The sequence below is a fragment of the Alteromonas sp. 4NH20-0104 genome, assembly GCF_057547795.1.
In genome coordinates this window covers 151620-174906 of sequence record NZ_BAAJLP010000005.1, presented here as the reverse complement: position 1 = coordinate 174906, position 23287 = coordinate 151620, and the positions used below count along the sequence as shown (strand labels likewise).

At 44.0% G+C, this 23287-nt stretch carries 26 protein-coding genes; 4 read left to right on the top strand and 22 right to left on the bottom strand.

Going from position 1 to position 23287, the window contains the following annotated elements; all coding sequences use genetic code 11:
- Positions 1-2 precede the first annotated feature (2 nt).
- On the top strand, positions 3-377 hold the full coding sequence (locus AC27IB_RS05555; RefSeq protein WP_487119505.1) for a MauE/DoxX family redox-associated membrane protein: 375 nt from the start codon (positions 3-5) through the stop codon (positions 375-377).
- A gap of 391 nt (positions 378-768) precedes the next feature.
- Here the strand turns inward: AC27IB_RS05555 and AC27IB_RS05550 are convergent, their stop codons facing one another.
- On the bottom strand, positions 769-1260 hold the full coding sequence (locus AC27IB_RS05550; RefSeq protein ID WP_487119503.1) for a hypothetical protein: 492 nt from the start codon (positions 1258-1260) through the stop codon (positions 769-771).
- Between the two features lie 113 nt (positions 1261-1373).
- On the opposite strand from AC27IB_RS05550, the gene AC27IB_RS05545 reads away from it, so the two are divergent.
- Complete coding sequence (locus AC27IB_RS05545; RefSeq protein ID WP_487119501.1) at positions 1374-2258, top strand: IS982 family transposase; 885 nt, start codon at positions 1374-1376, stop codon at positions 2256-2258.
- 66 nt (positions 2259-2324) lie between these two features.
- Here the strand turns inward: AC27IB_RS05545 and AC27IB_RS05540 are convergent, their stop codons facing one another.
- The 18 genes from AC27IB_RS05540 to AC27IB_RS05455 form a co-directional block, all read right to left on the bottom strand.
- Positions 2325-2696 carry a hypothetical protein gene (locus AC27IB_RS05540; protein WP_044447462.1) on the bottom strand — a complete coding sequence of 124 codons (372 nt, stop codon included), beginning with the start codon at positions 2694-2696 and terminating at the stop codon, positions 2325-2327.
- Positions 2697-2745: 49 nt separating this feature from the next.
- Positions 2746-3198: a hypothetical protein gene (locus tag AC27IB_RS05535; RefSeq protein ID WP_487119499.1), complete on the bottom strand. Its 453-nt coding sequence runs from the start codon at positions 3196-3198 to the stop codon at positions 2746-2748.
- A gap of 10 nt (positions 3199-3208) precedes the next feature.
- The gene (locus tag AC27IB_RS05530) at positions 3209-3862 is read right to left on the bottom strand and encodes a methyltransferase family protein (protein ID WP_487119497.1); all 654 of its coding nucleotides are present in this window, start codon (positions 3860-3862) and stop codon (positions 3209-3211) included.
- Positions 3852-4175: a DUF2933 domain-containing protein gene (locus tag AC27IB_RS05525; protein WP_013755268.1), complete on the bottom strand. Its 324-nt coding sequence runs from the start codon at positions 4173-4175 to the stop codon at positions 3852-3854. Before AC27IB_RS05525 ends, AC27IB_RS05530 begins: the two co-directional genes overlap by 11 nt.
- Before the next feature lie 46 nt (positions 4176-4221).
- Positions 4222-4575, bottom strand: a complete 354-nt coding sequence (locus AC27IB_RS05520; RefSeq protein ID WP_123324659.1) for a cupredoxin domain-containing protein — start codon at positions 4573-4575, stop codon at positions 4222-4224.
- A 12-nt stretch (positions 4576-4587) separates the two neighbouring features.
- A complete protein-coding gene (locus tag AC27IB_RS05515) occupies positions 4588-6936 on the bottom strand; it encodes a heavy metal translocating P-type ATPase (protein WP_487119494.1) in 2349 nt (782 codons plus the stop codon).
- 24 nt (positions 6937-6960) lie between these two features.
- Positions 6961-7371, bottom strand: a complete 411-nt coding sequence (locus AC27IB_RS05510; RefSeq protein ID WP_487119492.1) for a MerR family transcriptional regulator — start codon at positions 7369-7371, stop codon at positions 6961-6963.
- Positions 7372-7490: 119 nt separating this feature from the next.
- Positions 7491-8543, bottom strand: a complete 1053-nt coding sequence (gene hypE, locus AC27IB_RS05505) for a hydrogenase expression/formation protein HypE (protein ID WP_487119490.1) — start codon at positions 8541-8543, stop codon at positions 7491-7493.
- Positions 8540-8824: a Kae1-like domain-containing protein gene (locus tag AC27IB_RS05500; RefSeq protein ID WP_241155671.1), complete on the bottom strand. Its 285-nt coding sequence runs from the start codon at positions 8822-8824 to the stop codon at positions 8540-8542. Before AC27IB_RS05500 ends, hypE begins: the two co-directional genes overlap by 4 nt.
- A gap of 16 nt (positions 8825-8840) precedes the next feature.
- The gene (locus AC27IB_RS05495) at positions 8841-10064 is read right to left on the bottom strand and encodes a hypothetical protein (protein ID WP_487119487.1); all 1224 of its coding nucleotides are present in this window, start codon (positions 10062-10064) and stop codon (positions 8841-8843) included.
- 12 nt (positions 10065-10076) lie between these two features.
- Positions 10077-10871, bottom strand: a complete 795-nt coding sequence (locus AC27IB_RS05490; protein WP_013755284.1) for a multiheme c-type cytochrome — start codon at positions 10869-10871, stop codon at positions 10077-10079.
- Positions 10868-11626, bottom strand: coding sequence for a hypothetical protein (locus AC27IB_RS05485; protein WP_013755285.1), 759 nt, complete (start codon positions 11624-11626; stop codon positions 10868-10870). The genes AC27IB_RS05490 and AC27IB_RS05485 overlap by 4 nt, the downstream gene beginning before the upstream one ends.
- Positions 11626-13563 carry a 2Fe-2S iron-sulfur cluster-binding protein gene (locus tag AC27IB_RS05480; RefSeq protein WP_487119485.1) on the bottom strand — a complete coding sequence of 646 codons (1938 nt, stop codon included), beginning with the start codon at positions 13561-13563 and terminating at the stop codon, positions 11626-11628. The genes AC27IB_RS05485 and AC27IB_RS05480 overlap by 1 nt, the downstream gene beginning before the upstream one ends.
- On the bottom strand, positions 13560-14405 hold the full coding sequence (locus AC27IB_RS05475; protein ID WP_487119483.1) for a hypothetical protein: 846 nt from the start codon (positions 14403-14405) through the stop codon (positions 13560-13562). The genes AC27IB_RS05480 and AC27IB_RS05475 overlap by 4 nt, the downstream gene beginning before the upstream one ends.
- A 29-nt stretch (positions 14406-14434) precedes the next feature.
- A complete protein-coding gene (locus AC27IB_RS05470) occupies positions 14435-14791 on the bottom strand; it encodes a hypothetical protein (RefSeq protein WP_487119481.1) in 357 nt (118 codons plus the stop codon).
- Between the two features lie 64 nt (positions 14792-14855).
- Entirely contained in the window at positions 14856-15311 is a 456-nt protein-coding gene (locus tag AC27IB_RS05465) for a hypothetical protein (RefSeq protein WP_487119479.1), read from the bottom strand.
- 93 nt (positions 15312-15404) lie between these two features.
- Positions 15405-15935: a c-type cytochrome gene (locus AC27IB_RS05460; protein ID WP_487119477.1), complete on the bottom strand. Its 531-nt coding sequence runs from the start codon at positions 15933-15935 to the stop codon at positions 15405-15407.
- A gap of 11 nt (positions 15936-15946) precedes the next feature.
- A complete protein-coding gene (locus AC27IB_RS05455; protein WP_487119475.1) occupies positions 15947-17119 on the bottom strand; it encodes a porin in 1173 nt (390 codons plus the stop codon).
- 688 nt (positions 17120-17807) lie between these two features.
- Here AC27IB_RS05455 and AC27IB_RS05450 point away from each other — a divergent pair.
- On the top strand, positions 17808-19928 hold the full coding sequence (locus AC27IB_RS05450) for an SDR family NAD(P)-dependent oxidoreductase (protein ID WP_474377580.1): 2121 nt from the start codon (positions 17808-17810) through the stop codon (positions 19926-19928).
- Between the two features lie 75 nt (positions 19929-20003).
- Positions 20004-21419, top strand: coding sequence for a hypothetical protein (locus tag AC27IB_RS05445; protein WP_487119473.1), 1416 nt, complete (start codon positions 20004-20006; stop codon positions 21417-21419).
- A 187-nt stretch (positions 21420-21606) separates the two neighbouring features.
- Here AC27IB_RS05445 and AC27IB_RS05440 read toward each other — a convergent pair whose 3' ends face one another.
- From AC27IB_RS05440 to AC27IB_RS05430, 3 genes are read right to left on the bottom strand one after another with little or no spacing between them, the layout of a single operon-like run.
- Complete coding sequence (locus tag AC27IB_RS05440) at positions 21607-22311, bottom strand: acetyltransferase domain-containing protein (RefSeq protein WP_105935253.1); 705 nt, start codon at positions 22309-22311, stop codon at positions 21607-21609.
- An 11-nt stretch (positions 22312-22322) separates the two neighbouring features.
- Positions 22323-22808, bottom strand: coding sequence for a nuclear transport factor 2 family protein (locus AC27IB_RS05435; protein ID WP_105935254.1), 486 nt, complete (start codon positions 22806-22808; stop codon positions 22323-22325).
- Between the two features lie 26 nt (positions 22809-22834).
- Entirely contained in the window at positions 22835-23284 is a 450-nt protein-coding gene (locus tag AC27IB_RS05430; protein WP_240621974.1) for a YybH family protein, read from the bottom strand.
- Positions 23285-23287: the final 3 nt, after the last annotated feature.

The following is a 23287-nucleotide window of genomic DNA, read 5'->3' as shown; positions in this document are numbered from 1 at the left end:
TAATGGCTGTGATTCACTATGCAGCTATGATCTCACATTCAGGACTTATTCGCATCTTCCCTAATTCTTTTATTACTTATGATTTACTAGCGATGCGCAGTGTGCGATACGGTTACGTTTATCCATTTGCGGAAGCGTTCGCTGGGATTGGTATGCTTGCCGGAATATCAGGCTATGTCGTTGGCCCCGTATCTCTCTTTATTGGAACCATTGGTGCAGTATCGGTATTTAAAGCTGTTTACGTAGATAAACGCGAGTTGAAATGCGCTTGCGTCGGCGGAGACAGTAATGTTCCCCTCGGTTTTGTTTCGCTTACTGAAAATTTGTTTATGATTGGTGCTGGAATTTGGATGCTTTATCAAGCAATTGGAGCTTAAACATTGGGTGTTGCTCTAACACCTATTGATGAAGCCACAATCACTTTCCAAATTGCTCTAAAATACTTTATGCGCCCATTTGCCGCAATGGGAAAATAGGCGCTTCCAGCGGCCAAAATTTGCCACGTTTTTAATCGTCACTCTTTGTCGAGAATGCTTTGAAAGCTTTTTCTAGCGAATCTTCAAACTTCTCTTTGTTACAACCCCCGTCTTCACTTTGTTTGGTTTCGTTGTCTGTTGGTTTAATGGCTTGATTTGGCGTGTTCGTGACTTGGAGTAAATCGGTATTTAGCATCGTGGAAACCCTTCTGTTCGCGTTGATCTCATTAAAAACTGGTGTGCCGGATAACACACACATTATCTAAAGCAAATAACAGGCCAAATTTCCATGTTAACAAATGTTTGGGGTTAACCCGAATGACAGTAAACTGCACTGAGAACGAATGCTTTCTATGTAGCTTTTCAAGGCATCGTCTACCGACGCTATGTCACGAAAACATATATCAATCGCTTTATCTACATGTGGACGAGATTGGATACTTGCAATAACCTGATCTCTATCACCACACATCATAAGCAAACGGATAGCCTCTTCCAACAGGAGCATATGGCAACCTTCCATTGCTAATACACCGTTATGTTGCATTCGGTTAACCGCCTTTAAAGCTCGTTTATCACCCGTAAAAAGGTTTGATGGTTTGTTTTCTTGAGCGCCAAACGTGAGAATAAGATCTCCTGCGTCAAGGTGAGGGGTACGAAGTTGTGCAATAACATCAAGGGCTTGCTCGTCGGAGATTGTGACAGGTTCGCTGTGAGATACAAAATAAAGAATACTTTGTATGTGCGCCGGTTCGAATCCCATTTCATTCTTACTATGATCCACAGTGCTAATATCCTGTTTTAATTAACCCGAATCCTGTTTAAGAAATTGAACTAAATGCCGGTTCCAAGATCCGATCTTTCGACTAAGAAAATTGGACCAACCAAGGAACCGGCATGAAGAAGTTAGCTGAATTATTTTGTGATGTCGATGATTTTTGCAAAGTCTTTATCCCTCAATGGCAAAAGCAATTGCTTGAAGATGGTACTCGAGTAAGAAGGCGGGAGTGCCGTATGTCAATGAGTGAAATGATGACCATTATTATCGGTTTCCATATGTCACATCATCGCGATTTTAAGAATTACTATTTGGGATATGTGAAGGCCTTCTATCGAAAAGACTTTCCTGAACTGCTCAGCTATACGCGCTTTTTAGAAGTAATGCCTCGTACCATTGTACCCATGTGCGCATACTTTAGTTCACTTAAGGGAAAGCCTACAGGTATTGAATTCATTGACTCTACAAGTCTTAAGGTGTGCCATAATATTCGAATACCCCGACATAAAACCTTCGATGGTATTGCCCAACGAGGAAAAGGCACTATGGGCTGGTTTTATGGCTTTAAGTTACACTTGATAGTGAATCATCTCGGTGAAATTGTGGCGGCAAAAGTGACGACGGGTAATGTACACGACACAAAACCCGTCGAGGAATTAGCGCGACATTTACCGGCTAAATTGTACGGCGACAAAGGCTATCTGAGCAAAGCACTCGAAGCCAATTTATTTGAAAAGGGCGTTGAGCTTATCACTACGGTTCGCAAAAATATGAAAGCAAAAGCGATGTCTTTATGGGACAGAGCGATGCTCTCAAAACGCTTCATTATTGAAACAATCAACGACCAATTGAAGAACATTTCATTCATCGAGCACTCAAGACATCGCAGTATGAATGGTTTTACACTCAATCTGATGGCAGGCTTGGTCGCTTATTGCCTCAAGAAAAACAAGCCATCCCTGAATATTAGTGATGTTGAGCGGAATTCAATGGTCGTTGCTTAAGCCGATCTCGGGTTAATTAGTGCTGATTGGTGAAGTCCAACATAAAGTTGCTCGATTCGCGCTACACTATTTCTGTCTATTGCTTTGCCCGGGTGGGACACGATGGCAGCTCCAGGGTTTATGTTTCGCATTTTCACGAATGTTTTCGTCAACGAATTGGTAGTAGCCTTCTTTCATCTTTGTCCAAAAGTCATCAGAAATGTCTGCACCGTGTGCACGAATGATTGTCTCAATGCCATCTAAATTGCAGTGGGTCGCGTCATAGCCGATATGCAAAGTGTTTTTGGCTTCTTCAAATGAAACGGCATCAATACCAAAGGTCCCATCAATTTCAGCAACAATTGCTAATAAATTACCGTCGGTAATGCCGGTTAACTTCAAATGCCGTACCACTAAATTAGCCTCAGAAACGCCCACTCTGTGATCTAAATCGCTCATACTTTTCTCCTATAAATTAATTACCTACACAGTTATGTCAGTCACGTCACTAATTACTTAAAACGCTATTGGCATTAACCACTTGCTGCATTAACGATTGTAAAACTGTCATTCTTTGTTCTATTAACAACAAATGTTCATCTATCGAGTTCCCCATCACAACAATGTCGCTTGCTGATATGCCGCTTTCGATAAGAACAAGACTTCTTTGCAGGCCTTTTGTATATGTCTCTTTTAATCGTATCTTTTGTTCAGTATTAGATTCACTTTGGATCCTCTTCTCAATACTCGTTAAGTAGGTATCCATCATCTTCATATGCTCAACAATCAACGTTTGCCTCTCAGAAACGTCATTGATCCGTTGGATGCGTTGCCTTAATGCATCCATGACGCGCTCGTTACTGCGTAACATCTCATCGGCACTCATGGATACCTGAGCACTCGTAAAGGTAGCGGATAAAACGCCTGCGACAAACAATATTGAAACTAATGCTTTCTTCATTTTGTAATCCTTACACGGGGCTTGAAGCATTTGAATTGAGAAATCGTGGGAACCAACCTGGCGTGGCTTGCTTATATTGCCTATAGGTATCACCAAACTCAGTTTCGGCGTGCTGCTCTTCGCGTTTGGCCAGTCGAACATAGACAACAATGAGAATGGGAAACATGAGCAAAGTGGGTAGTGTTGGCCATTGCAGTAAAAAGCCAAACATGATCACAATGAAGGCAACATATTGGGGATGCCGACAACGTGCGTACCAACCGCTGGTTGCTAAGCTGCTCGTTTTTTGCGCGTGATGCAGGACATTCCACGAAGCAGATAAAACAAAGAATCCTAAAACGATGAGAACATTACTCAAGATGTGCAGTACATCCCAATGCGCATCGCCAGATAACCCCAACAGTGTATGCCACAAGTGACCATTTTCGTGACTTAAAAAATCTACGCCTGGGTAACTTTCGGCTAACCAACCGGACAAAAAATAGATGGTAAGCGGGAAACCATACATTTCAGTAAATAACGCCACGATAAAAGCGGAAAATACGCCTAAGCTTCGCCAGTCTGTTTTTGACTTCGGCTTGACGAAACTAAACGCAAAAAAGATAAATATTGCGGAGTTAATGATGACTAACGTCCAAAGCCCATAATCTGATTCACCGTGCATTGTCGCTCTCCGTTTTACGTCTTTCCTTGCGTGCCTGCTCTAACCCTTCGATATAACCTTGTCTGTATTGATCATTGTCTTCGGTTTGCTCTTTAAATGTTTGCTCGTCGTTAGTATGTGTCTCATGCCCTTTACCATGACTTCCGTGCATAAAGATATGCATCACTGGGCATAGCAGCAGGATCAAGTATGGTAAATAAGGGAAAACATGTTCACCATGCTCGACAAACAAGAAATAGCTTGCCGCCGCTATAAGTCCGATGGCGGACCAACCACTGGGGGTGCGCCAAAAAGGTAATTTTTGTTTATTCACAATACACCTCGCTTTTGTGTCGTTTAAGTTTTCAGAAAACGGTAAATCACTTGATCACCAAAGTGCCACGGTACATTTGCATCTGACAATGAAACGGATAGCGACCTGCCTTTTGGGGGGGAATAGTGACCATCACACGCTGGTTAAGCACTAATGTTTCACTGATCTCCAACTCGGGTATTAGTAGTGTTTCCGCACAGGGAGTCGCATCTTCTCTGTAGAACATCAGTTGTACAGACTCATTCGCGGGCACTGTGATATTGGCAGGTTGATACACGCCATCTTTCACGCGGACTTCGATGCTGCCGTCTCGTACTTCAGTTGACTTTGTTTGGTAAAGCCAAAACCACCAAACAATAAGCCCAATCACGACTAACCCTATCAAATTAATCCACATCATCTTTAGGTTCTCCTAGTGCTCTTTAGCTTTGAATAAACGTAATCGATTCGCGTTGGTCACTACCGTTAACGACGAGAATGCCATCGCTGCACCGGCAATTACTGGGCTAAGTAGTAAGCCTAAAAATGGATAAAAAACACCTGCAGCAAATGGGATCCCCGCGACGTTATAGATAAATGCTCCGAAGAGATTCTGCTTTATGTTTCTCAGCGTTGCCTTACTCACTGCAATCGCATCCGCTAACCCATGTAAGGAGCCTCGCATCAACGTGATATCTGCACTTTCTATTGCGACATCAGTGCCTGTTCCGATAGCAAATCCGACGTTGGCATGGGCTAAGGCGGGCGCATCATTGATCCCATCGCCGGTCATTCCGACGATTTCACCCTCACGTTGAAGTTCGAGCACTTTGTTTGCTTTATCTTCTGGCATCACTTCAGCAACGTAATCAACAATCCCCGCCTTTCGAGCAACGGCTTTTGCAGTCATACGATTGTCCCCCGTCAACATCACCACACGTATTCCGTTGTGCTGTAGGCGGTTAATCGCATCTATTGAGTCTGATTTTATTGGATCCGCAACAGCAATGACGGCAACTAATTTTGAATCAATCGCGAAATACATTGGGGTTTTAGCCTCTGCGGCCAGCCTCTGCGCTTTATAAACGTAATGATGAAGTTCTATTGATTTTTCTTTCATCAATTTTTCATTGCCAAATAGCAAACGCTGAGAATTCAGTGTTGCCGCTACGCCCTTCCCTGCAATGGACTCAAAATCAGTCACCGAGTGGATCGGCACACCTTGCTCTTTCGCTGATTCAACGATCGCCATTGCGAGTGGGTGTTCGGAACCCGACTCCAGGCTTGCAGCTAACGAAAGCACGTCATCTTGATTGTGAGCTGACGCAATAACAACGTCGGTAACTTTAGGCGCCCCCTCTGTTATGGTGCCGGTCTTATCTAATACCATTGTGGTAATTTTCGAAGCAGATTGCAGCGCTTCACCGTTGCGGATAAGTACGCCTGCTTCAGCCGCCTTGCCAACCCCCACCATGACCGACATCGGCGTGGCTAAACCTAATGCGCAAGGACATGCAATAATCAGTACCGTGGTTGCTGACACGATTGCGAAGGCAACCTCGGGAGCCGGACCAAAATTGAGCCACGCTAGTGCGCTCATTACGGCAATGATCATAACAACCGGCACGAAATAGGCAGAAATAACATCTGCCAATCGACCAATAGGTGGTTTTGAATTTTGTGCACGTTTTACCATGTTGATGATCTGAGCTAGCGCGGTGTCTTTTCCCACGCGTTCTGCCCGAAAGACGATAGAGCCTGATTTGTTGATGGTACCGGCCACAACCTCATCGTCTTTTCGCTTCTCAATTGGCATAGGCTCACCCGTTAGCATTGATTCATCAATACTGGTTTGGCCCTCGACGACTACACCATCTACAGAAATGCGTTCTCCGGGTCGAACCCGGATAAGATCATTGAGCAAAACATCTTCAATAGGAATATCAATATCATCGCCATCTCGAATGACACGTGCAGTCTTGGCTTGCAAGCCTATCAGCCTTTTAATGGCCTCTGAGGTTTTACCACGTGCTTTGATCTCAAGGGCCAGGCCCAAATTAATTAGGCCGATGATCATGGCGGTTGCCTCAAAATAAACATGTCGTGCCATTTCAGGGACATACCCCGGAAAGAACACAACTGTCATCGAGTACAACCAGGCGGTTCCTGTACCCAAGGCTATCAAAGTATCCATATTGGCCGAATGATTTTTAAACGAATTCCATGCACCCACATAAAAATGACGACCAGAGAACACCATGACACCTAATGTCATGAGCCCAATAATCAACCATACAATTCGCTCCGTGGTCGTGTTGACGCTCATTTCCCCGGTTACCAAACCATAGATCATGAGCGGTACTCCAAGCGACAATGCAATGACCATATGTCGCATTAGCTTTTTATAATATGCCCAATCCGCTTGCTCTTTTTCTTCAATGGCAGCCTCATCAGAATCGGCATTTGCCAGCGTTGCGTTATACCCAGCTTCTTCTACCGCACGAACCAGTTCGCTTGGCGAGGCATTACCATTGATAAGCACTGTACGCTGTGCAAAGTTCATTTCTGCGCTGGTGACGCCTGCGACTTGTTTTAAGGCTATTTCAATTTTAGTGACGCAACTGGCACAACTCGCCCCTTGAATATTAAGTTGTATCTCGCCTGCATCGGAAGACACCTGTCTGGTCTGCGTTTTAGTGTCAACCGCTTCGTTCGCAGTTGATGTTTTATCGCCGCCACTACAACACCCATGTGCTTTCGCACTGTCTGTTTTAGAATTCATAAACCACTCCCTATTTAAACCTTGTTATGACTTAAGCGCTGTGAAACCTTCAATTAAATGGCATATCGTATCGGCCGTTGGAGGTTGATCGGGTTTGTTTTGCCACTCTGAAGTGGCTAAGCGCATGCGCTCTCTAAGTTCATGCATGTCCTGATACCGCTGTTCAGTCTCTTTCAACCTCTTTTCAATAAGACGCCTTACCGTTGGACACGGCGCATTGGTTTGTGAAGATGTAACTAGGATCTCTTTAATATCATTGACCGAAAAACCTAGTGACCGAGCACTTAAAATGAATCGTAGTCGCGTCACATCCGCCGGCCGATAATACTTGTATCCATTGTGGGATCTATTTGGGACCAAAAGTCCAATGCGCGTATAATAGCGTACGGTATCAACGCTAATATCTAGTACATCTGCTATTTGTTTTACCCGCATTTTAAACCCCCTTCTTTATCAACATAGTTGTGCTGCTACAACACGCCTTTAATCCTATGTTTTACTCTCACCTTCATACGATAAACCTGTGAGCCGCTCACAGGTCAACACCTAAACCTTCAACAGATCCGTGGAAGTGGCTCATCTTCAAGTTCACTCATGAAGCGTCGCCCTCCCATTGGCGTAATAATCGACACGCGGCCCTTTAAGTCTGTATTTTTTGATATAACACCAATATGTTGGGCATTTTCACCGTTTTTTATACCCCGCCAATGAGTGAGTACTTCGCTGCTAATATCGAGACTGACAATTGCAATAACGAGTCCCTCACAAGCCAAAACGAAAGGATCAAAGCCTAGAATGTCACACACGCTTGCGACCTCTGGACGCACCGGAATGTTATTTTCAATTAGCTCGATATTGAAACCCGTTTCAGTTGCCACGTCATGGAGTAACACTGATAGTCCTCCACGCGTTGGGTCTCGGACAAAACGAACGCCTTCTAAGTCTCTGATTGCATTGACTAACGGGAAAACGCTGGCACAGTCGGACTTTAATTGGCCATGCAACCCATAGTCCTCACGCGCCAGTAATACGCAAGCACCGTGATCGCCAACAGAGCCACTGACAAGTACATGATCGCCCGGCCTTATAAGACTCGTATCCCAAATTGGTGTTTCTTGGCTGTCACCCACACCCGTTGTATTGATATAAACGCCACCACCGAATCCCTTTGGAACGACTTTAGTATCTCCCGTTATTATGGACACATTGGTTTCTACAGCAGCTTTATGCATTTTATGGACAACCTCCTTCAGAGCCGTCATCGAAAAGCCTTCTTCAATAATGAATGCAGTACTGATATACCGAGGGGGCGCGCCAACGACAGCCAGATCATTCACGGTACCGTAAATACTTAATGCCCCCACATTGCCACCTGGAAATGTGTAAGGTGAGACAACGAAGCTATCGGTTGTCATACTCAGAAAGGGACCTGCGAAGGTTACCGAAGCCGCGTCGTGTAGCAGATCTAGTTCTTTATTGGCAGTATTTTTAAACACATCATTAATAAGTTTTTTGGTCAATATTCCACCATTGCCTTGCGCTAACCGAATAGTATCGGTGTCCAACGGTTCTGATGATGCTCGATTATTACGCTCTATGCCTTTCATGATGATCTCCTTGAGCAATATTCGTGAATTTGCCCGACACTTATTGCTGCATCGTTTAAAGGTAAACTGCTTGGGATAACAACAGGAATGTCTGATTGTGCAAAACGTTCAGCTAGGCCATCGCATAAAATGCGGTTTTGGAAGACGCCTCCGGCCAAACCAATATGTTTGAAATCATACTTTTTGCGACAACGCTGGGTTAACTCCCACGCAGTTTCAATGAGTGATGCGTGAAAATTTGCGACGCGAACTGCTGGCGAACATGTTTTTGCGGATTGCATTAGCCTCTGTCCTCTATTAACTGTGCGGTGCTGGTATCGACCAGCCAATCACAAAGGATAAGGAAACAACAATCGCGCAAAGACCAAGCAATTGAAGCGATTTGAAGCGTTGTTCTTTGGGGCGCAGTAGTACTAGCTTGAATGCGATGAGTGTTTGTATAAGGTAATACAGTGCAAATCCCTTTGACGCGAGATTAATGATTTCAAATACGTTGGATGACCAAACTAATATGCCTGCAATCGCGATGACAAGAACATAATAAAACTGAGGAAATATAGGTAAATGGAAGAGTTCTTTTAGCAAACCACCGCCACCGATGGTATCGGCTAATGCGGCACTTAACTGGCTTGCCGTCGCGGCCACAAGTAATAATATCGGCAATACCCAAATGGCTTGACCCAGGGTATAACTAATGGTTGTTTCATTCAGTTCGGTTATCGGAAAATCGAGAAAAATGGGACAGGTTAAACCAATAAAAACAACGTAAAGGAAAATGGCAATCCACTGGGCATATCGTCCCGCTTTAATACGCTGCTCTGCATTATAGCTATTGCCCATAAAACGCGTGGTTTCGAACCCTTGTGTCACCATAAGTATACCGGCAAGCATGCTAAGGGTTTCAAAATGGCTGAGGGATTGTATCGCCTCATGTTTAAACCACGCACTTTTTACTTGTATATCGTAAGTTGCTAGTGCTGTTAGTACACCAATAATAATCGCCAACTTAATTGTGACTGCGAATAACTCGATGGTTTCTAATCCTCTTGCACCGCGAAGCCAAGCGACCAACATAATGATGACAAGCAGCCCACTGGTAAACAATTTGATGAGCGTTGTATCGTCAATAGCCAAGCGGTCAAAGACAAACGCGGCAAACAAGCTAATGTAAAACGCCACAGAAATTGCGTATGCAGCACCGAGGGCCCATTGACTGGCTTTCTCAAGCGTTGCGATACTGCCTTGTGGATTGCGAGCAAGCTCAGGCTCTGCATGACGTATATTGAAGCGAATGACTGAACCCAACAAATATGCCAGAGTCGACAATAAAATAATGCCCAGTAGCGCCCATTTACCCATTACCGAATGCAACAGTGGTGCAATGATCAAAAAGCCACTGCCAATTATTGAAGCCAGTGGTGTTACTGTCGCTCGCCATTGGACAGATTGTCGTAGGCGAGGCAGAAACAATACTATTGCTACCAACAGTGAGGTTGCCAGCGCAATGGAATTTGTGATCACAGTTTCTCCCCCTTAATGATGCTTGTACCAGCCGGCACGCTTAATATCGTTCCAGGAAGTCGATTGATGACAGGCATAACACGCCTCCACTTTGGCTTTTGGCTCGCCAGCGACTTTGGCGGAAATCATTTTAAAATGTTGCATGTAGTGACTGGGCGGCGCTTCATGACATTGATTGCAATCACGAGATTGACTCGAGGGGTGAATAAACGTCGGCAGTGACCACTTGTCTGTACTGTGGCATTGCACGCAATCCTCTCCGAACAACGTAAAGTGGCGATCATCGTTGCTGTGGCACTGTGAACAATTCAATAATGCTTCTTTATCACTGACGTCGGGATGCACAAATAGGGGATCAGCCGTTTGCTTATTCGCTAGAACATTTTCTAAAAAAGCCATCGTGGCTGCGCCTTCGTCAAACGGCACGTTTGGGTTGGGGAGCATATTGAACCCAATATCGACCAATGCAATATGGTTCATCAGTGAAATCTTAGCATCCTCACCTTGATGCTCAGTATGACAACTAGCACATTCTGTTATGTCGGCGTGAAACGCAGTAGGTTGACGCGCGACGATATGCGTATCATTTGCATGACAGGCCACACACTTGTCGCGCTCAACGCCTTCTACTGGCGTGTGACAACTCAAGCAGTCATCCGCCAAAAACGCATGCGCTTTGCTCAGTGAACCAGGCTCTACCATTTGTTCCCATGGAATTTTTGAAAGATCCTCTGGTGTGTGAAAAAAATGGCTAACACCAAAGCCCGCTGCGACTAAGCCCAGAATGACTATTATCCACTTGATCATAACCAGCGTAGTCCAAAGTAAACTTCACTGAAAATGTGAAAGAACAATACGCCATAGAGCGTTATCGAAATCACGATATGAAATTTCAACCAACGAGCAAACCAAGTTTTCGCAGTGTCGTGAATCAGAATGCTGTATTCAACATCAGAAATTGCATCGATAATAGATAGAACCTTACTCTCTTGTCGAAACAGCTTACTTTGCGCTGAAGTAGGTACACTTAAAGCAATGTATGGAATGTGTCTCGCTGATGTTTGGGCGAAAGTCGAATATCTTACGTCGCAGACCGCGTCTTTTAGCGATTGTTTGGCGCTTGAAAGTGCACCTTGGAGTTCGGTCACTTGACGCTTTTTCTCTTTCACATTTGAGGAAATAAGTCCTAGTACATACCGACCAACAAACCCACTGATCACAACGACCATCATAAAGATGATGATGGAGACTCCAGTAGCACTATCAAAACGATGGGCGCTATGGATGAGTGCAAGAATAGGTCCCAATACTCCAGCATAAATATGAATGCGCAGTAGCGTAGGCATGGCTATTTGCTTGGTCACGACTTTCTTAAGTGCTTTGTTGCGTTTAATGATCATGTAAAGCAACGGAATAAACATCAATACCAGCGCAGTCAAACCAACGACAAATCCAGCAAAGCTGCCAGGGAATGCTGGGTCACGGTGCCACACAAACCCTAGCCAAAGTAAGATCATTAAGACCACCAAGCTGCCTACAATGGTTCGTTCTTGACTATTCACTATGCTTCCACCTCCACATCAGTTTTAGGGATGGCTTGACAGGCTAAAATATAACCACTGACCCTATCTTCTGGCTCCAACCCATCATCAACCTCCATATCAACATCGCCGCGCAGTAATTTCACTTTGCAACTGCCGCAAGAGCCTGCCCGGCACGAATTCTCAATATCAACATCAAGTCCATCAGCAACGTCCAATACGGTTTCATCTGTGCCGGCTTGTGCCTGTGCATTTGATAAACTAAATCGCACTTGGCGCGTATTGTTTACAGGCGTGTTTGGGGCGACCTCCGTTTTAGTGGCCGTTTTCTTCGGACTCGCACCACCGAAAGCTTCTGTTTTAATATTCGCTTCAGGCATACCCAATTCAGATAAAATATCCTTGGTTGCATCCATCATTGCCGGCGGCCCACAAATGTGTGCTGTTTTTAATGCTATGTCCGGCACGAATTCATTTATCAATGCCGATGAAAAACGCCCCTGAGGTCCCATCCAAGATGTGCCATCCGCCTGTGTCATACTGACGAGTACTTTCAACCTTGGGTGACGTGCTTGTAGATATTTTAATTCCTGTTCAAAAATAAATTCGTTAGACGTTCGCGTACAAAACAGAAAATAAATGTCACCGTCCCAGCACGTCGTGGTTAAATAACGTACCGCGCTCATCATGGGCGTGATCCCAACCCCCCCTGAAATCAATACAACGCTACTTGCATCTTGACCATTGAAGTAAAACTTGCCGCCAGGCGCTTTAATTGAAAGCGTATCTCCCACATTTACGACGTCATGCATATGACGAGAAACAACACCGAATTCCTCGCGTTTGATGGTGACTTCAAAGTAATACTGCTCAGTGGGTGATGATGCGATGGTGTAAGACCGCTTCACCGGTTTTTCAACACCATCAATCGTGAGCGTAAAAGTCACAAATTGTCCAGGTTCAAAACTAAATGGGATGACTTGACCATCGGCGCTGGCAAGTCGAAACGTTTTAACATCATGGGTCTCATGAAAAATACCGGTGACTTGCATACTGCCACTATAGACACCTTTACGCGGTGACATAGTCGTAGAAGGTAATACATGCGCTGTAGCGGGTATTAAAACAGCGTCAGTCCCTACAGGTGCGTTAGTAGGTATCTCGTTAGGTGATGTTTGCTTAGTGGGCGCAGAAGCGCTTGCGGTCTCAGTGGACCTAAGCTCTTCTAGCAATGCGGCAGCTCTGCGCATTTTAAATCCATAAACATACACCATGACGACAGTGAAGATCAGCAGAACAAGCATCACTGCAGTATGAAACGGCGTCATGCCAAATAGTGTTGAGGAATCATTCACTGGTGAACTGGGTAGCAAATTCATTTGCGATTTAAACCAGGTTAATGCCACTCTTCTGGGATCTTGCCCATCTTGTATTGCCCGTTTTGCCGCAAGACCACTATCAAAATGCGCGATCCCTTCTTTAACGGTCTCAACAGCTACTTGCATTTGGGTATAGTCATCAACGGCTGCGGCACGGGCGAGCGATTCAAACCCGGTAGTCAGTTGTTCACTTCCTTGTTGCATACGCGCCGACGCTTTGCCTAAGATACTATCTCTTTGTTCCGGCGTGGTTGATTGCATCCGCATTAAAGTTGGATAGAGATCTTTAGGTTTAGGCGCTCCCATTTTCTCCATCATTTTATCCATGCCTTTTGCCATACCTGGCCCCATCATTGCGTTGGCATTGCCCGGCTGACCTTTAACTTGGCTGGCTAAAGCTGGAGAATCTGTGCTTGCCGCAACAATCGGCCCATTCGCTGCCTCAGGATGATGACTGGCATGCTCACTATCCTCAGTCTGTTGCTGTGCGTGCGCATTTATAATCACGAAAAAAAGAACGACGTTTAGAATGACACAATAGCGGTGAATGATTGATGCGCGTTTACTCCCCCTAGTCATGACGCATCCTTTTGTTCAGCCGCCCATAGCGCATTTATTTTCGCAATCTGCGGGGGTGTTAATACTGAGACGGCTTTCCCCACCGAAGCAATAAACTGTAGGCGTAGGGTGCTGTTTATGGCCTCTATTTCACTAATGGTGTCTTTAATATTGTCGTATTGAGGCAATCCTTGGGCTGTCAATTCCCACAATAATGCCTCTAATGCACTACGCTGCTGCGCAAGGCTTTTTTGGGAAGACTCCCACTCAGATTGAATCGATAACAACGTTTGATACTGCGTATCTGTTAGTTCTAATGTTGTTGTGTGGTTTAAGAAAAAGGCTTGTTCACCAAGGTGGTAAATATGAGGTGCACTACTCGCATCTGGCAAGCTTATCGTTGATGAAGGTTTGGATATCTCCGGTGTATTTTGTTCAGGAGGCATACCCATCATCGAACTATTTTTCATCATCATCTTACACATCATCCCCATGCAAGACTTTCCGTTCATTGTCATCTTCTTTTTCCCTTTTCCCATGCCCATCTTCATCTTGCTCGTCGCTTTGGGGGGCGTAGATGATTCGTTGAGTTGAGGGCTGGCATCGCTTTGTTTAACGCCGATATTGCTTTTTGATCGCGCTGCCAGTGAGTTGTCTAATGAGCGCAAAGCTGATTGGATCTTTGCAAAGTCAGCCGGTGCTAACTCGGGCGCAGTGTCTGAAGATTGTGTTTCTTGAGATTTTTCTTTCGAACTAGTTTGTTGTGTTATCGCTGAACACGCGGTTGTGAATAAGACACTAGATAATACCAGACTCACAATAGCCGCTAAACGGTAGGTTTGGTGACACTCTCTAATCTTCACAACGGCATGCTCCTATTCAAAAATATCGATTAAAACCCACGATCAAACTCAACCATGTCATAACGTGCAAGTTCGCCATCAAGTACAGTAGCCTCTGCAAAATGCTCATCCTTCGTCTTACCTAATCGAATTTTGCCCACGAATTCGCGCGAGTAGCCGTCTTCCCCTTCAGAAATTGCTGTCGCATCAAAAACGGTGCGATAAACATTAAAGACTTGATGTTCTTTGAGACCATCGGTGTCAGAGACACACACCACTACTTGTTTATCATCGACGGTAACAACCTGCCCACTCATGATGTAGTCATGGTATATCTGGCTTGCACAGCCCCCTAGTAGCCCAATAGACAAGATTGCAATTGATAAAAGCTTGATTAATTTGTTCATGTAAAACTCCCGCGATTATTAAAAGAAAAGAGGCAGTCGCTTTTCCTGCCTCATAACGCATTGATTAGTTCTTTTTATGCTTGTGTATTGGCTTCGCTTTTTCAGCCGTATGTCCCATCATTTGCCCCATCATGTCTTCCATCATGGCCATACGCTGTTCCATCATTTTCATTTTGTCATCAGTCGACATATCACTGTGTTTATGCTTCATGCCCATGCCGCCTTTCATTCCTTTTCCATCTTTCATTCCCATCGAATCTTTGCCTTCCATCATGCCCATCATGTCTTGCATCTTTTGGGCATGCTCATGCAACATGGCTTCGCGCTTTTCAGGATCAGATTCACTTTTTACAGCATCTAAAACTGCTTGCATTTCTTCCATATGTGTTTGCATTTTCTTCATCATCTGACTGTCCATCATCGGCATGTCAGGTTTATCAGTGTGTTGATGCGCGTAAGAAGTCGCAATTGGCGCAGCGACAAGGGCGCTGGCCAGTAATAATGACGTTAATGTTTTCATAATTTTTCCTTTAATTGTGCTCACATGAGCGGTTTAGGTTTGAAATAGACGACTTGTCACCTTAATCCTATGTCTTAGACTCAGGTCAAGGTGCTATTTGGGCGATAAAAATTCGGCCAAAACCTCAAGCTCTTCATCTGTTATAGGCATTTGTGGCATTGCAGAAGAAGCGTTATTAAATTGAGGCTCTTTGACCTTTCGTAAAAAGAAGGCTTTGCCTCTATCGCTGATAACATTGTCTAACGATGGGCCAAGTGTTCCGCCCGCACCTTGAACCTGATGGCAGCCTTGGCAGCCATAGCGAGTGAGGACTTCTCGTGGATCCACCGCAATAGTGACAGGCTCAATGACTTTTACAGCCTTTACAGGTGTCGCTGCAATTTCCATAAAGTTAAGAATGGCTTGGACCTCTGTTCCGGTTAAGTGGGCCTTTTCTCGCATATGAGGCATAATGACTTTCCATTCACTCATGGAAAACTCTTGTATTGGACGGCTGTTATGGCATCGCGCACAATTATTATTTATTAATTCGGCGCCTGACAGTGGTTCACTACTGTGCACGTGAAGCGATGCGAATAAAGAAGCAAACAACACAAATATGTTAATGGTAGATTGATTATTCATAATTAGTCCTCCTAGAAGCCATAACTAAATTGCACGGCGAAACGTTTGTCGTCAGGGCCATCAGCAACGTCTGTATCTTCGTAACCCACTTTGATGACTGAACGCGGATCCAACCAGTAATTAATACCGACCATCCATCGCTCGGCTTCTTCTACTTTTTTGGTTTGCGCATGTTCAATAACAATTTCGGTACTCCCTAGCTCTTCGAATAGATGGCCTACAAAAAATGTTCCTTGTAAAAACCAACCATTGCGAGAAAACGAATCAATTACATCCTCATGATCTCGCTCTACAAACGCGTCGGTTTCAGTGCGAATGTACTCGCCTCGCAAAATTGCGTGTGTACTGATCAAATTGATGTCGATACCATTAGCCCTAATATCCAGCTGTCCACCTTCATCATAAGCGCCCTGATAGTAAGACGTGCCTATTTCAATTGACGGGAGAAAAGCTACGGCGATTCGGCCGCCAAACGCCTTATTACTATTGTTGTCTGAACTCGTCGCCTCAAACTCGACTTCAGGGAAGGCTTCGCCATGTTCATCCACATCTGGATCGAGTGTGGTCGTAGGCGAAAACAAGCGAGCAAACGCAATATCATGGTCGTCTTCCACTACTTCTTCTTCGTCATGTTCTGCTTCTGAACGAGGTCCATTTGTCATAAAGACATCGAAAAACACCTTTGCGGATCCTACTTGGTAGACTTGCTGTGCTGCCACACCGACATCACTTAAAATAGGCAACATGGGATCCATTGCTTGGCTAGAGCCGTGGGCACCATATATGCCAGGCGTCCAGATGCTGCGATTGATCCAACTGGGATGCCAGTTGGCACTAAATTGTCCAAACGGCAGTAAAAATTTGCCTGCTGTAATGGTCGTGTTGTCGTTTAAGAAGTAATGGATATCTGCATATTCAAGCTCAGTTTCTGTTTCCCCATCTTCATTTAAGCCAACTTCAAGTTCAGCTTCCACGTGCATCTTGTCATTTAAACTAAATAAAAATATCGGAACAAAGCGCGCTGAAAACGCATCGGTGCCCGCAACATCGGCGCTTTCATATTTCACATCGCCGTAGCCAACGAAAACGAATCGGTCGCTTGATTCAGCCGCATGTAAAGGTTGCTGTATAGCAAGCCCGGCCGACAGCATGGTTACAAGTCGTATTGTATTTATTATTCGCATAACATTTCCCAGTGTGTACTGTGTTCATTACTTACTAAAGTTGATGGCAACAAAAGCGCCGCCAGCTATTCTTATATTCAAGCCTGAAATAGAAATGTTATCGGTGGAGGAATATCTGGTGGAATTGAGCGTGTTAACGTAACAAAGACCTCGATGAAATTATCAGTTCCCATAGTTACGGGCATAAGCCCGGCGGATAAAGGGACAATAGCTAACGACAAATTCGAGTTGGTATTGTCTGAGTAAAAGCAATCCGAGCAATAACATGATTGCGCAGATTCTTTACTAGAGTGTACTGTGGTGTCATCAGCATCAACACTGTGTGTATAAACGTGCGTATGAATTCCGACATTTTCAAATGCATGCACACTGACTGATACAGAATTGATCAGTAATATGGCAATGCAGATTAGTGCTATCGTAATTTTTTGCACCCGATTTATCCTTTGCTTTTGATGAAATCCATCCTATAAATCACACGATAAATGTAATTGATTTAGATCAATCCTTCACGACAATCGGATTACAGCATCATTACATTTCCGTAATCAAATCATGGGTTTATTTATCCTTGGTTCAAAATTATCTATGCTCAAGCTGCGTCAACAGGTCTCCTCATAGCTACTTTGCAGCGGCATATGCTGAATACCAGATGCGATTTTTTAATTGGGTGAGCGGATAATAAGAAATGACGAAACACAAAATTGCGGTAATTACCGGAGCAGGATCAGGGATTGGATTAGCATTGACTAATGAATTCTTATCAAGGGATCCGGATATGCTTGTTGTTGCACTGTGTCGTGATAGCTCAGAACTAGGAGCGTTAAATGAAAAATTTGAATCCCGGCTCGTCATAGAACACGTTGATTTTAATCACGAAGCGGCAACGATTGAAATTCAAGAATCGCTTAGCCAATACGAACAGATTGATTACTTAGTGCATTGTGCAGGTATTGTCACACCGCTTAAACCTATTCAATCAATAGGCTACAAAGAATGGCGCACGGCACAAAGAATCAACTGCGATATCCCCTTTTTGATAACACAACTGTGCCTGGATAAGTTTAAACATAGCCGCGTACTGTATTTGACAAGCGAGCAACCCGTTAGTGCAGTGAAAGGCGCATCAGCATACTGTGTGAGTAAAACGGCTTTGAATATGGTGTGTAGTTGTTTTAGACAAGAAGTTAATGAAGATGTAGCTGTTTTTGCCACCGCAGCTCCCGGAAATGTTGATACAGCGATGCAAAAAAAAATCCGGCAAGTGCCAAGCGATGTACTGCCGATGTCGGCCTTTTTAAGAGGCTTACATGAAGAGAACAAGCTACTACCGCCGCGCCTTGTTGCACAATACCTTTGGCAATTGTTAAATCGTATAGACCCAAAGACATTTAGCAGAACAAATTGGGATTTATTGCAAAGCATTGACGAAGCGCCGCTCAACCCAATTGATACCAATAAAACTATTTCAACGAAGCCAACTGAATCTGACTTACTGTCGTTGCGAAACAAGTTAAGCGGCAGTGTCTGGGACGTTGGAAGTACAGGCTATTCAGCGCGGCGTCATGTTTTTAATCGAGCCATTTCACATTTTCCATATGCGATAGTCGTGCCTGAGTCAAACGTCGATATTATTAATACAATTGACTATGCCAATCGCCTTAATTTACAAATATCAGTTAAAGGCGGCGGCCATGGGGTAACGGGTGCGGCCGTTATTGACGGTGGCATTGTCCTTGATATGTCTGCCTTTCAAAGTATAGAACTTTGCGCAGTTGGTCAGTCAGTAAGAGTGGGCGCGGGTGTGAAAAATCATAATTTGGATCTGTTCTTATCGAAATATAAGAAAGTGATCCCATTAGGCACCTGCCCGGATGTCGGTGTTGTAGGAGCAACGTTAGGCGGCGGGATCGGTTTTTTGTCACGCAAACATGGGTTAAGTTGCGACAATGTCTTGGCGTTTAATCTGATCACAGCAGATGGTCAGCAAAGAGTTATAAACACTTTGGAACACTCTGATCTTTTTTGGGCACTACGCGGCAGTGGCGGCTCTCAATTTGGCGTTATCACCCACATAACATTTAGGCTGCACCCGGCTCCAGCTTATGTTCAAGGAGGTATCATTGAATGGCCAATTCAAAAGGCAAAGCCTATTTTAAAGCAATACAGCGATGCTGTACTGCAGGGGCCGAGAACGCAATTCTTATATGCATACATCGCTCGTTCAGCGTTACAAAATGCAAAAATATCAATTATGGGGTTTAGTGAAGACCCTGACTCCAACCTAAATAACATAGCAAAATGGGAAACGGATGCCGATATCTCTGTTACGCATAAACAATACATAGAGTGCCAGTCAAATGAATATGAACAAGGGCACGCACTTTATTGGCGCAATGGGATCATTGAAGGTGAACTTACGGAACAGTTTATTGATGCGCTTTTGCAATGCTATCAGTCTTGCCCAGACAACGCAGCGGGCATTATGCTCGATCCGTTATGTGGCGCGATCCAGGATATCGAGACCCATGAAACCGCATTTATTCATCGCGATGCCTCATTTGTATGTAGCATCACGGGTGTGACTCTGCCCGATCGAGACAATACCAAGGTTATAGACTGGGTTAATCAAACCTATGAACGATTATCCCCATTTTTTAATGGCCATGCCTACCAAAATTATGACATGGGCAACGACTGTCCATTGACCAGTTATTTCGGTCACCATGTAGAGCGTTTGATTGCTTTAAAAAAGAAATACGACCCTCAACTTAGGTTTGCAGGCTCTTTGCAGCGGGATTTACAATAAACCGTTAAGCTGGTGTAATACTTACTCAAGCGCTATGGCGATCAACCGTCAGTTGCAGTAATTAGGATATATACAGTGTTTAAATGGATGTTAGTTTTTACTCTACTTCTTCCCACCATTTGCTTTGCCGATACCGATGACTATGTTCACGCAGACTTCTATCGCGGATTAGTTGGCCTTAAGAAACAGGTTGATGAGATTAATCGAGATTTACTGTTATTGGAGAATGCTACGCTTTCCAATGCAGAAGTTAATCGTCGACTTGCGCGTATTGAACAAGATATTGATGCGGTGAAAACGTTATATAATGAAGCGATCAAAATGCAACCCTCAACGCTTAGCGCATCTGAGTTAGAGCAAATAAAATCATCTTTGGATATTCTTGATATGCAAGAGATTCGCTTACGATTGCAATCCGAGTTAACGCAACAGCATCAATCTGTTAAATCAGAGACATTGTTAGCTTCGCGCGACTTTACTAATGAAGCTACACGCAATTTGGCCACCACAGTATTAACATTAACAGCCATCCTAGTTGCCGTTATTTCTGCAGTTATTGCTTGGATGAACCACATTCAAAGTACTCGAACTCAAGCAGTAAAAAACAAAGCAGAACAAGACTTGGAGGCGCTAAAAGAGGCAACAGATCAAGATCTACTAGCGTTAAGGGGGGTAACACAACGTCAAATTTCAGCGCTCACTGAGCGGCATGAGAAAGATATTAAGAGGCTCACAGACGGACACCAACAAAAAATTGAACGTTTGGAGCAGATAAATTTAGAAAAAGTTCAGTACGCGGCAAACGCTTTCGATAAGTTAATGAGTGAGACGGAGACGCAAAACGGTCTTGTTTTTAAAAATTTAGCGATATCGATTTATCTTCGCCGGTTTCTAATTGAAGACGGTTATGACCGTTTCTTTGATGATCTAAGCATGACGTCAGTTGAAGACAGCACTACCGCTCGTTGCGATCCGAGTGTTCTTAGAGAGGTCATCGCAATACAAGAACATGCTATTTCACGCTTCGAAATGGTCAAAGACAAATTAGATGACGCAAGAATGCTTTACTATGAAGCGCTACTCGATTTAGCATTTTACGAAGCAGAGATGACCCGCTTTGGTGTATTAAATGACAATGCCTTGCAGAGTATTAACAAACGGTTAAAAAGTTTTGAAGAGAATTTAAATTTTTGGTTGACCGAAGAGCGCAGTGAATACCAAGATCCTGAGCGGCTTCCGCGGTTCATTTTTCGGGTGATATGCATGGTCGATAGTCTAATTTTTATTAGAGTCTGTTTACGTGATAAAAGCCTTTTTACGAAACAAGCGGCGATGCATGAAATTTCTTGTCAGGTGAGACTATTATTGGCAGAAAAAGAAATGGCCACAGACGACGCTATCACTAACGTACTCGCGGGAGCACAATGTAACAGTCTATGGCAAAAATATACTGGATTCCAGAAAGAGCGCCCAAGATTGTTTGAAGACTAGCGGTAATCTGGGTTTGTTGGCACTAAAAGCACAGCGGTCCCTACCTAAAAATGTTGTTGTACGCTAAGTATATCCACACTATTACTGATATACAAGTGCTAGAAACGCCGAGACTACTTGTAAAACAAACAACGCTCTACTTTTGTCAAAGGTCCCTTATTATCATTGTCTCATCTTCAACTTAGACTCACATAACCGAATGCGAAAGCCAATACACGCTGCCTAATGTTACAAAAAACAGAGGTTGATGTAACACATACACAGCAAGACTGTGACGTCCTAAAAACGTGATTTTAGTTGATAATTTCAGTGAAGCACAGGGATCTATACCCTTAATAAACATATGGCCAACGCCAATGCCCAGCAATACAACGCCAACCCAAGGAAATAGTGCAACATAATCGTTGGGTGATGACGGCAGCCCCAATTCCCATAAGTTAAACGGCCATTTACTTGTAACCACATTCGTTAAGAACAGTGTAATAATCCCTATCCCAATAAAACAAGCCATGACTGGATAACGTGCGAAGGGAAGGCATAGTACACTGGCCACGGCGATAAAGTGTAAAACACCAAAAAATATCCAATTACTATTGAAAAACCAATAAGTAAATAGTGATATAACGCATGCCCATACCACTATCCACATTATTCGCTTCGCAAAGGATTTCAAATCCACGCGTTGGTGATGAGCGAACACCAATGATGCACCCACACTTAAGAAAAAGAGTGATAAAATGACATACCGAAATTGTTTCCAGCCAGGACCATTTGGCACACTCCAATCTACCCAGCCAAAGAACCGCAAGTCATACGCGAAGTGAAAGATCACCATTAATACAATGGCGACCGTGCGCATGATGTCTAGGGTAACGTTGCGAGTGATGGGCATACTGACGTCGCTTAATGATGCTTGTGGGGCTTTTTATCGCGGGTAGACGAATGTGAATGTATGACTTTCCATCCTTTACTCGTTCGTTTAAACAAGTACGTTTGGTAGCCCTTTTTGTCAAATGTTGAGCCAGTTTTTCTTACTTCACCAGACACATTTACGGTCGTAATCGCCCATGCCATATCGTCATCAATTGTAATATCCATATCCAATATATCGATGGTGAGGCGTTTGAGTACTTCTTTCTCTGGCTCCACATGATTTTCGACGAGATCACTTAATCCTGTGTTTTGGCCGCCTGATTCAATGTATCGAGCACCTTTATGGTCGAGATAGTGTTCATAAAAAGGCCGTCCTTGGCCCGACTCCCAACCGTTTTCAATAGCAATGATAATTTCTTCAATCGTCGCTTTGTCTTCATCTGCCTGTGATGCAAAGACGCCCAGTGTAGTTGTGCTTAACATCAGGACGAGTGAGATTCGCATAAGTAACGTCATTTAAAGTTTTCCTATAAATTAAAGTGTTAATGGGACCAGTGGATATGACTTATTTTCCAATGACCATTGATAAGGTTAAGTACCAGTGTTTCATTTCCTTGCTTATCAATTTGTTTACCTTTGTATGTGCCAAGGGTGTGGCTTCTGGCAATTGAGACCGCCGTATCCCCATAAACGCGAACATGATGTTCAATTGTTGTGGTTTTGACAGCCGCAGAAAACCGCATATCACCGTGTAAATGATGTTGTCGATATTCTTCAGCACTGCGTTCTATTCGCGATCCCTCTAAAATAATGACTTCGGATGTCAATGCACTCATGACGTCATCCGCTTGTCCATTAGATAATGCTTCGTGATAAGCGAGCACACTGCGACCCGCTGCAGTATCCAAGCCACTGAAGTGAGTTGCAGAGTGCTCTATTGATTTGAGTGGCTCATGAGCAAACGTACTAAATGAAAGCAGCGCAATAGACAAAAC

Coding starts and splice junctions, on each gene's coding strand:
- hypE (WP_487119490.1), bottom strand. CDS start 8,543: ATGAAAGGCATAGAGCGTAATAATCGAGCATCATCAGAACCGTTGGAC.
- AC27IB_RS05500 (WP_241155671.1), bottom strand. CDS start 8,824: ATGCAATCCGCAAAAACATGTTCGCCAGCAGTTCGCGTCGCAAATTTT.
- AC27IB_RS05465 (WP_487119479.1), bottom strand. CDS start 15,311: ATGAAAACATTAACGTCATTATTACTGGCCAGCGCCCTTGTCGCTGCG.
- AC27IB_RS05555 (WP_487119505.1), top strand. CDS start 3: ATGGCTGTGATTCACTATGCAGCTATGATCTCACATTCAGGACTTATT.
- AC27IB_RS05490 (WP_013755284.1), bottom strand. CDS start 10,871: ATGATCAAGTGGATAATAGTCATTCTGGGCTTAGTCGCAGCGGGCTTT.
- AC27IB_RS05535 (WP_487119499.1), bottom strand. CDS start 3,198: ATGAAGAAAGCATTAGTTTCAATATTGTTTGTCGCAGGCGTTTTATCC.
- AC27IB_RS05450 (WP_474377580.1), top strand. CDS start 17,808: ATGACGAAACACAAAATTGCGGTAATTACCGGAGCAGGATCAGGGATT.
- AC27IB_RS05460 (WP_487119477.1), bottom strand. CDS start 15,935: ATGAATAATCAATCTACCATTAACATATTTGTGTTGTTTGCTTCTTTA.
- AC27IB_RS05470 (WP_487119481.1), bottom strand. CDS start 14,791: ATGAACAAATTAATCAAGCTTTTATCAATTGCAATCTTGTCTATTGGG.
- AC27IB_RS05455 (WP_487119475.1), bottom strand. CDS start 17,119: ATGCGAATAATAAATACAATACGACTTGTAACCATGCTGTCGGCCGGG.
- AC27IB_RS05540 (WP_044447462.1), bottom strand. CDS start 2,696: ATGAGCGATTTAGATCACAGAGTGGGCGTTTCTGAGGCTAATTTAGTG.
- AC27IB_RS05435 (WP_105935254.1), bottom strand. CDS start 22,808: ATGACGTTACTTATGCGAATCTCACTCGTCCTGATGTTAAGCACAACT.
- AC27IB_RS05545 (WP_487119501.1), top strand. CDS start 1,374: ATGAAGAAGTTAGCTGAATTATTTTGTGATGTCGATGATTTTTGCAAA.
- AC27IB_RS05530 (WP_487119497.1), bottom strand. CDS start 3,862: ATGCACGGTGAATCAGATTATGGGCTTTGGACGTTAGTCATCATTAAC.
- AC27IB_RS05440 (WP_105935253.1), bottom strand. CDS start 22,311: ATGCCCATCACTCGCAACGTTACCCTAGACATCATGCGCACGGTCGCC.
- AC27IB_RS05515 (WP_487119494.1), bottom strand. CDS start 6,936: ATGAATTCTAAAACAGACAGTGCGAAAGCACATGGGTGTTGTAGTGGC.
- AC27IB_RS05520 (WP_123324659.1), bottom strand. CDS start 4,575: ATGATGTGGATTAATTTGATAGGGTTAGTCGTGATTGGGCTTATTGTT.
- AC27IB_RS05480 (WP_487119485.1), bottom strand. CDS start 13,563: ATGACTAGGGGGAGTAAACGCGCATCAATCATTCACCGCTATTGTGTC.
- AC27IB_RS05510 (WP_487119492.1), bottom strand. CDS start 7,371: ATGCGGGTAAAACAAATAGCAGATGTACTAGATATTAGCGTTGATACC.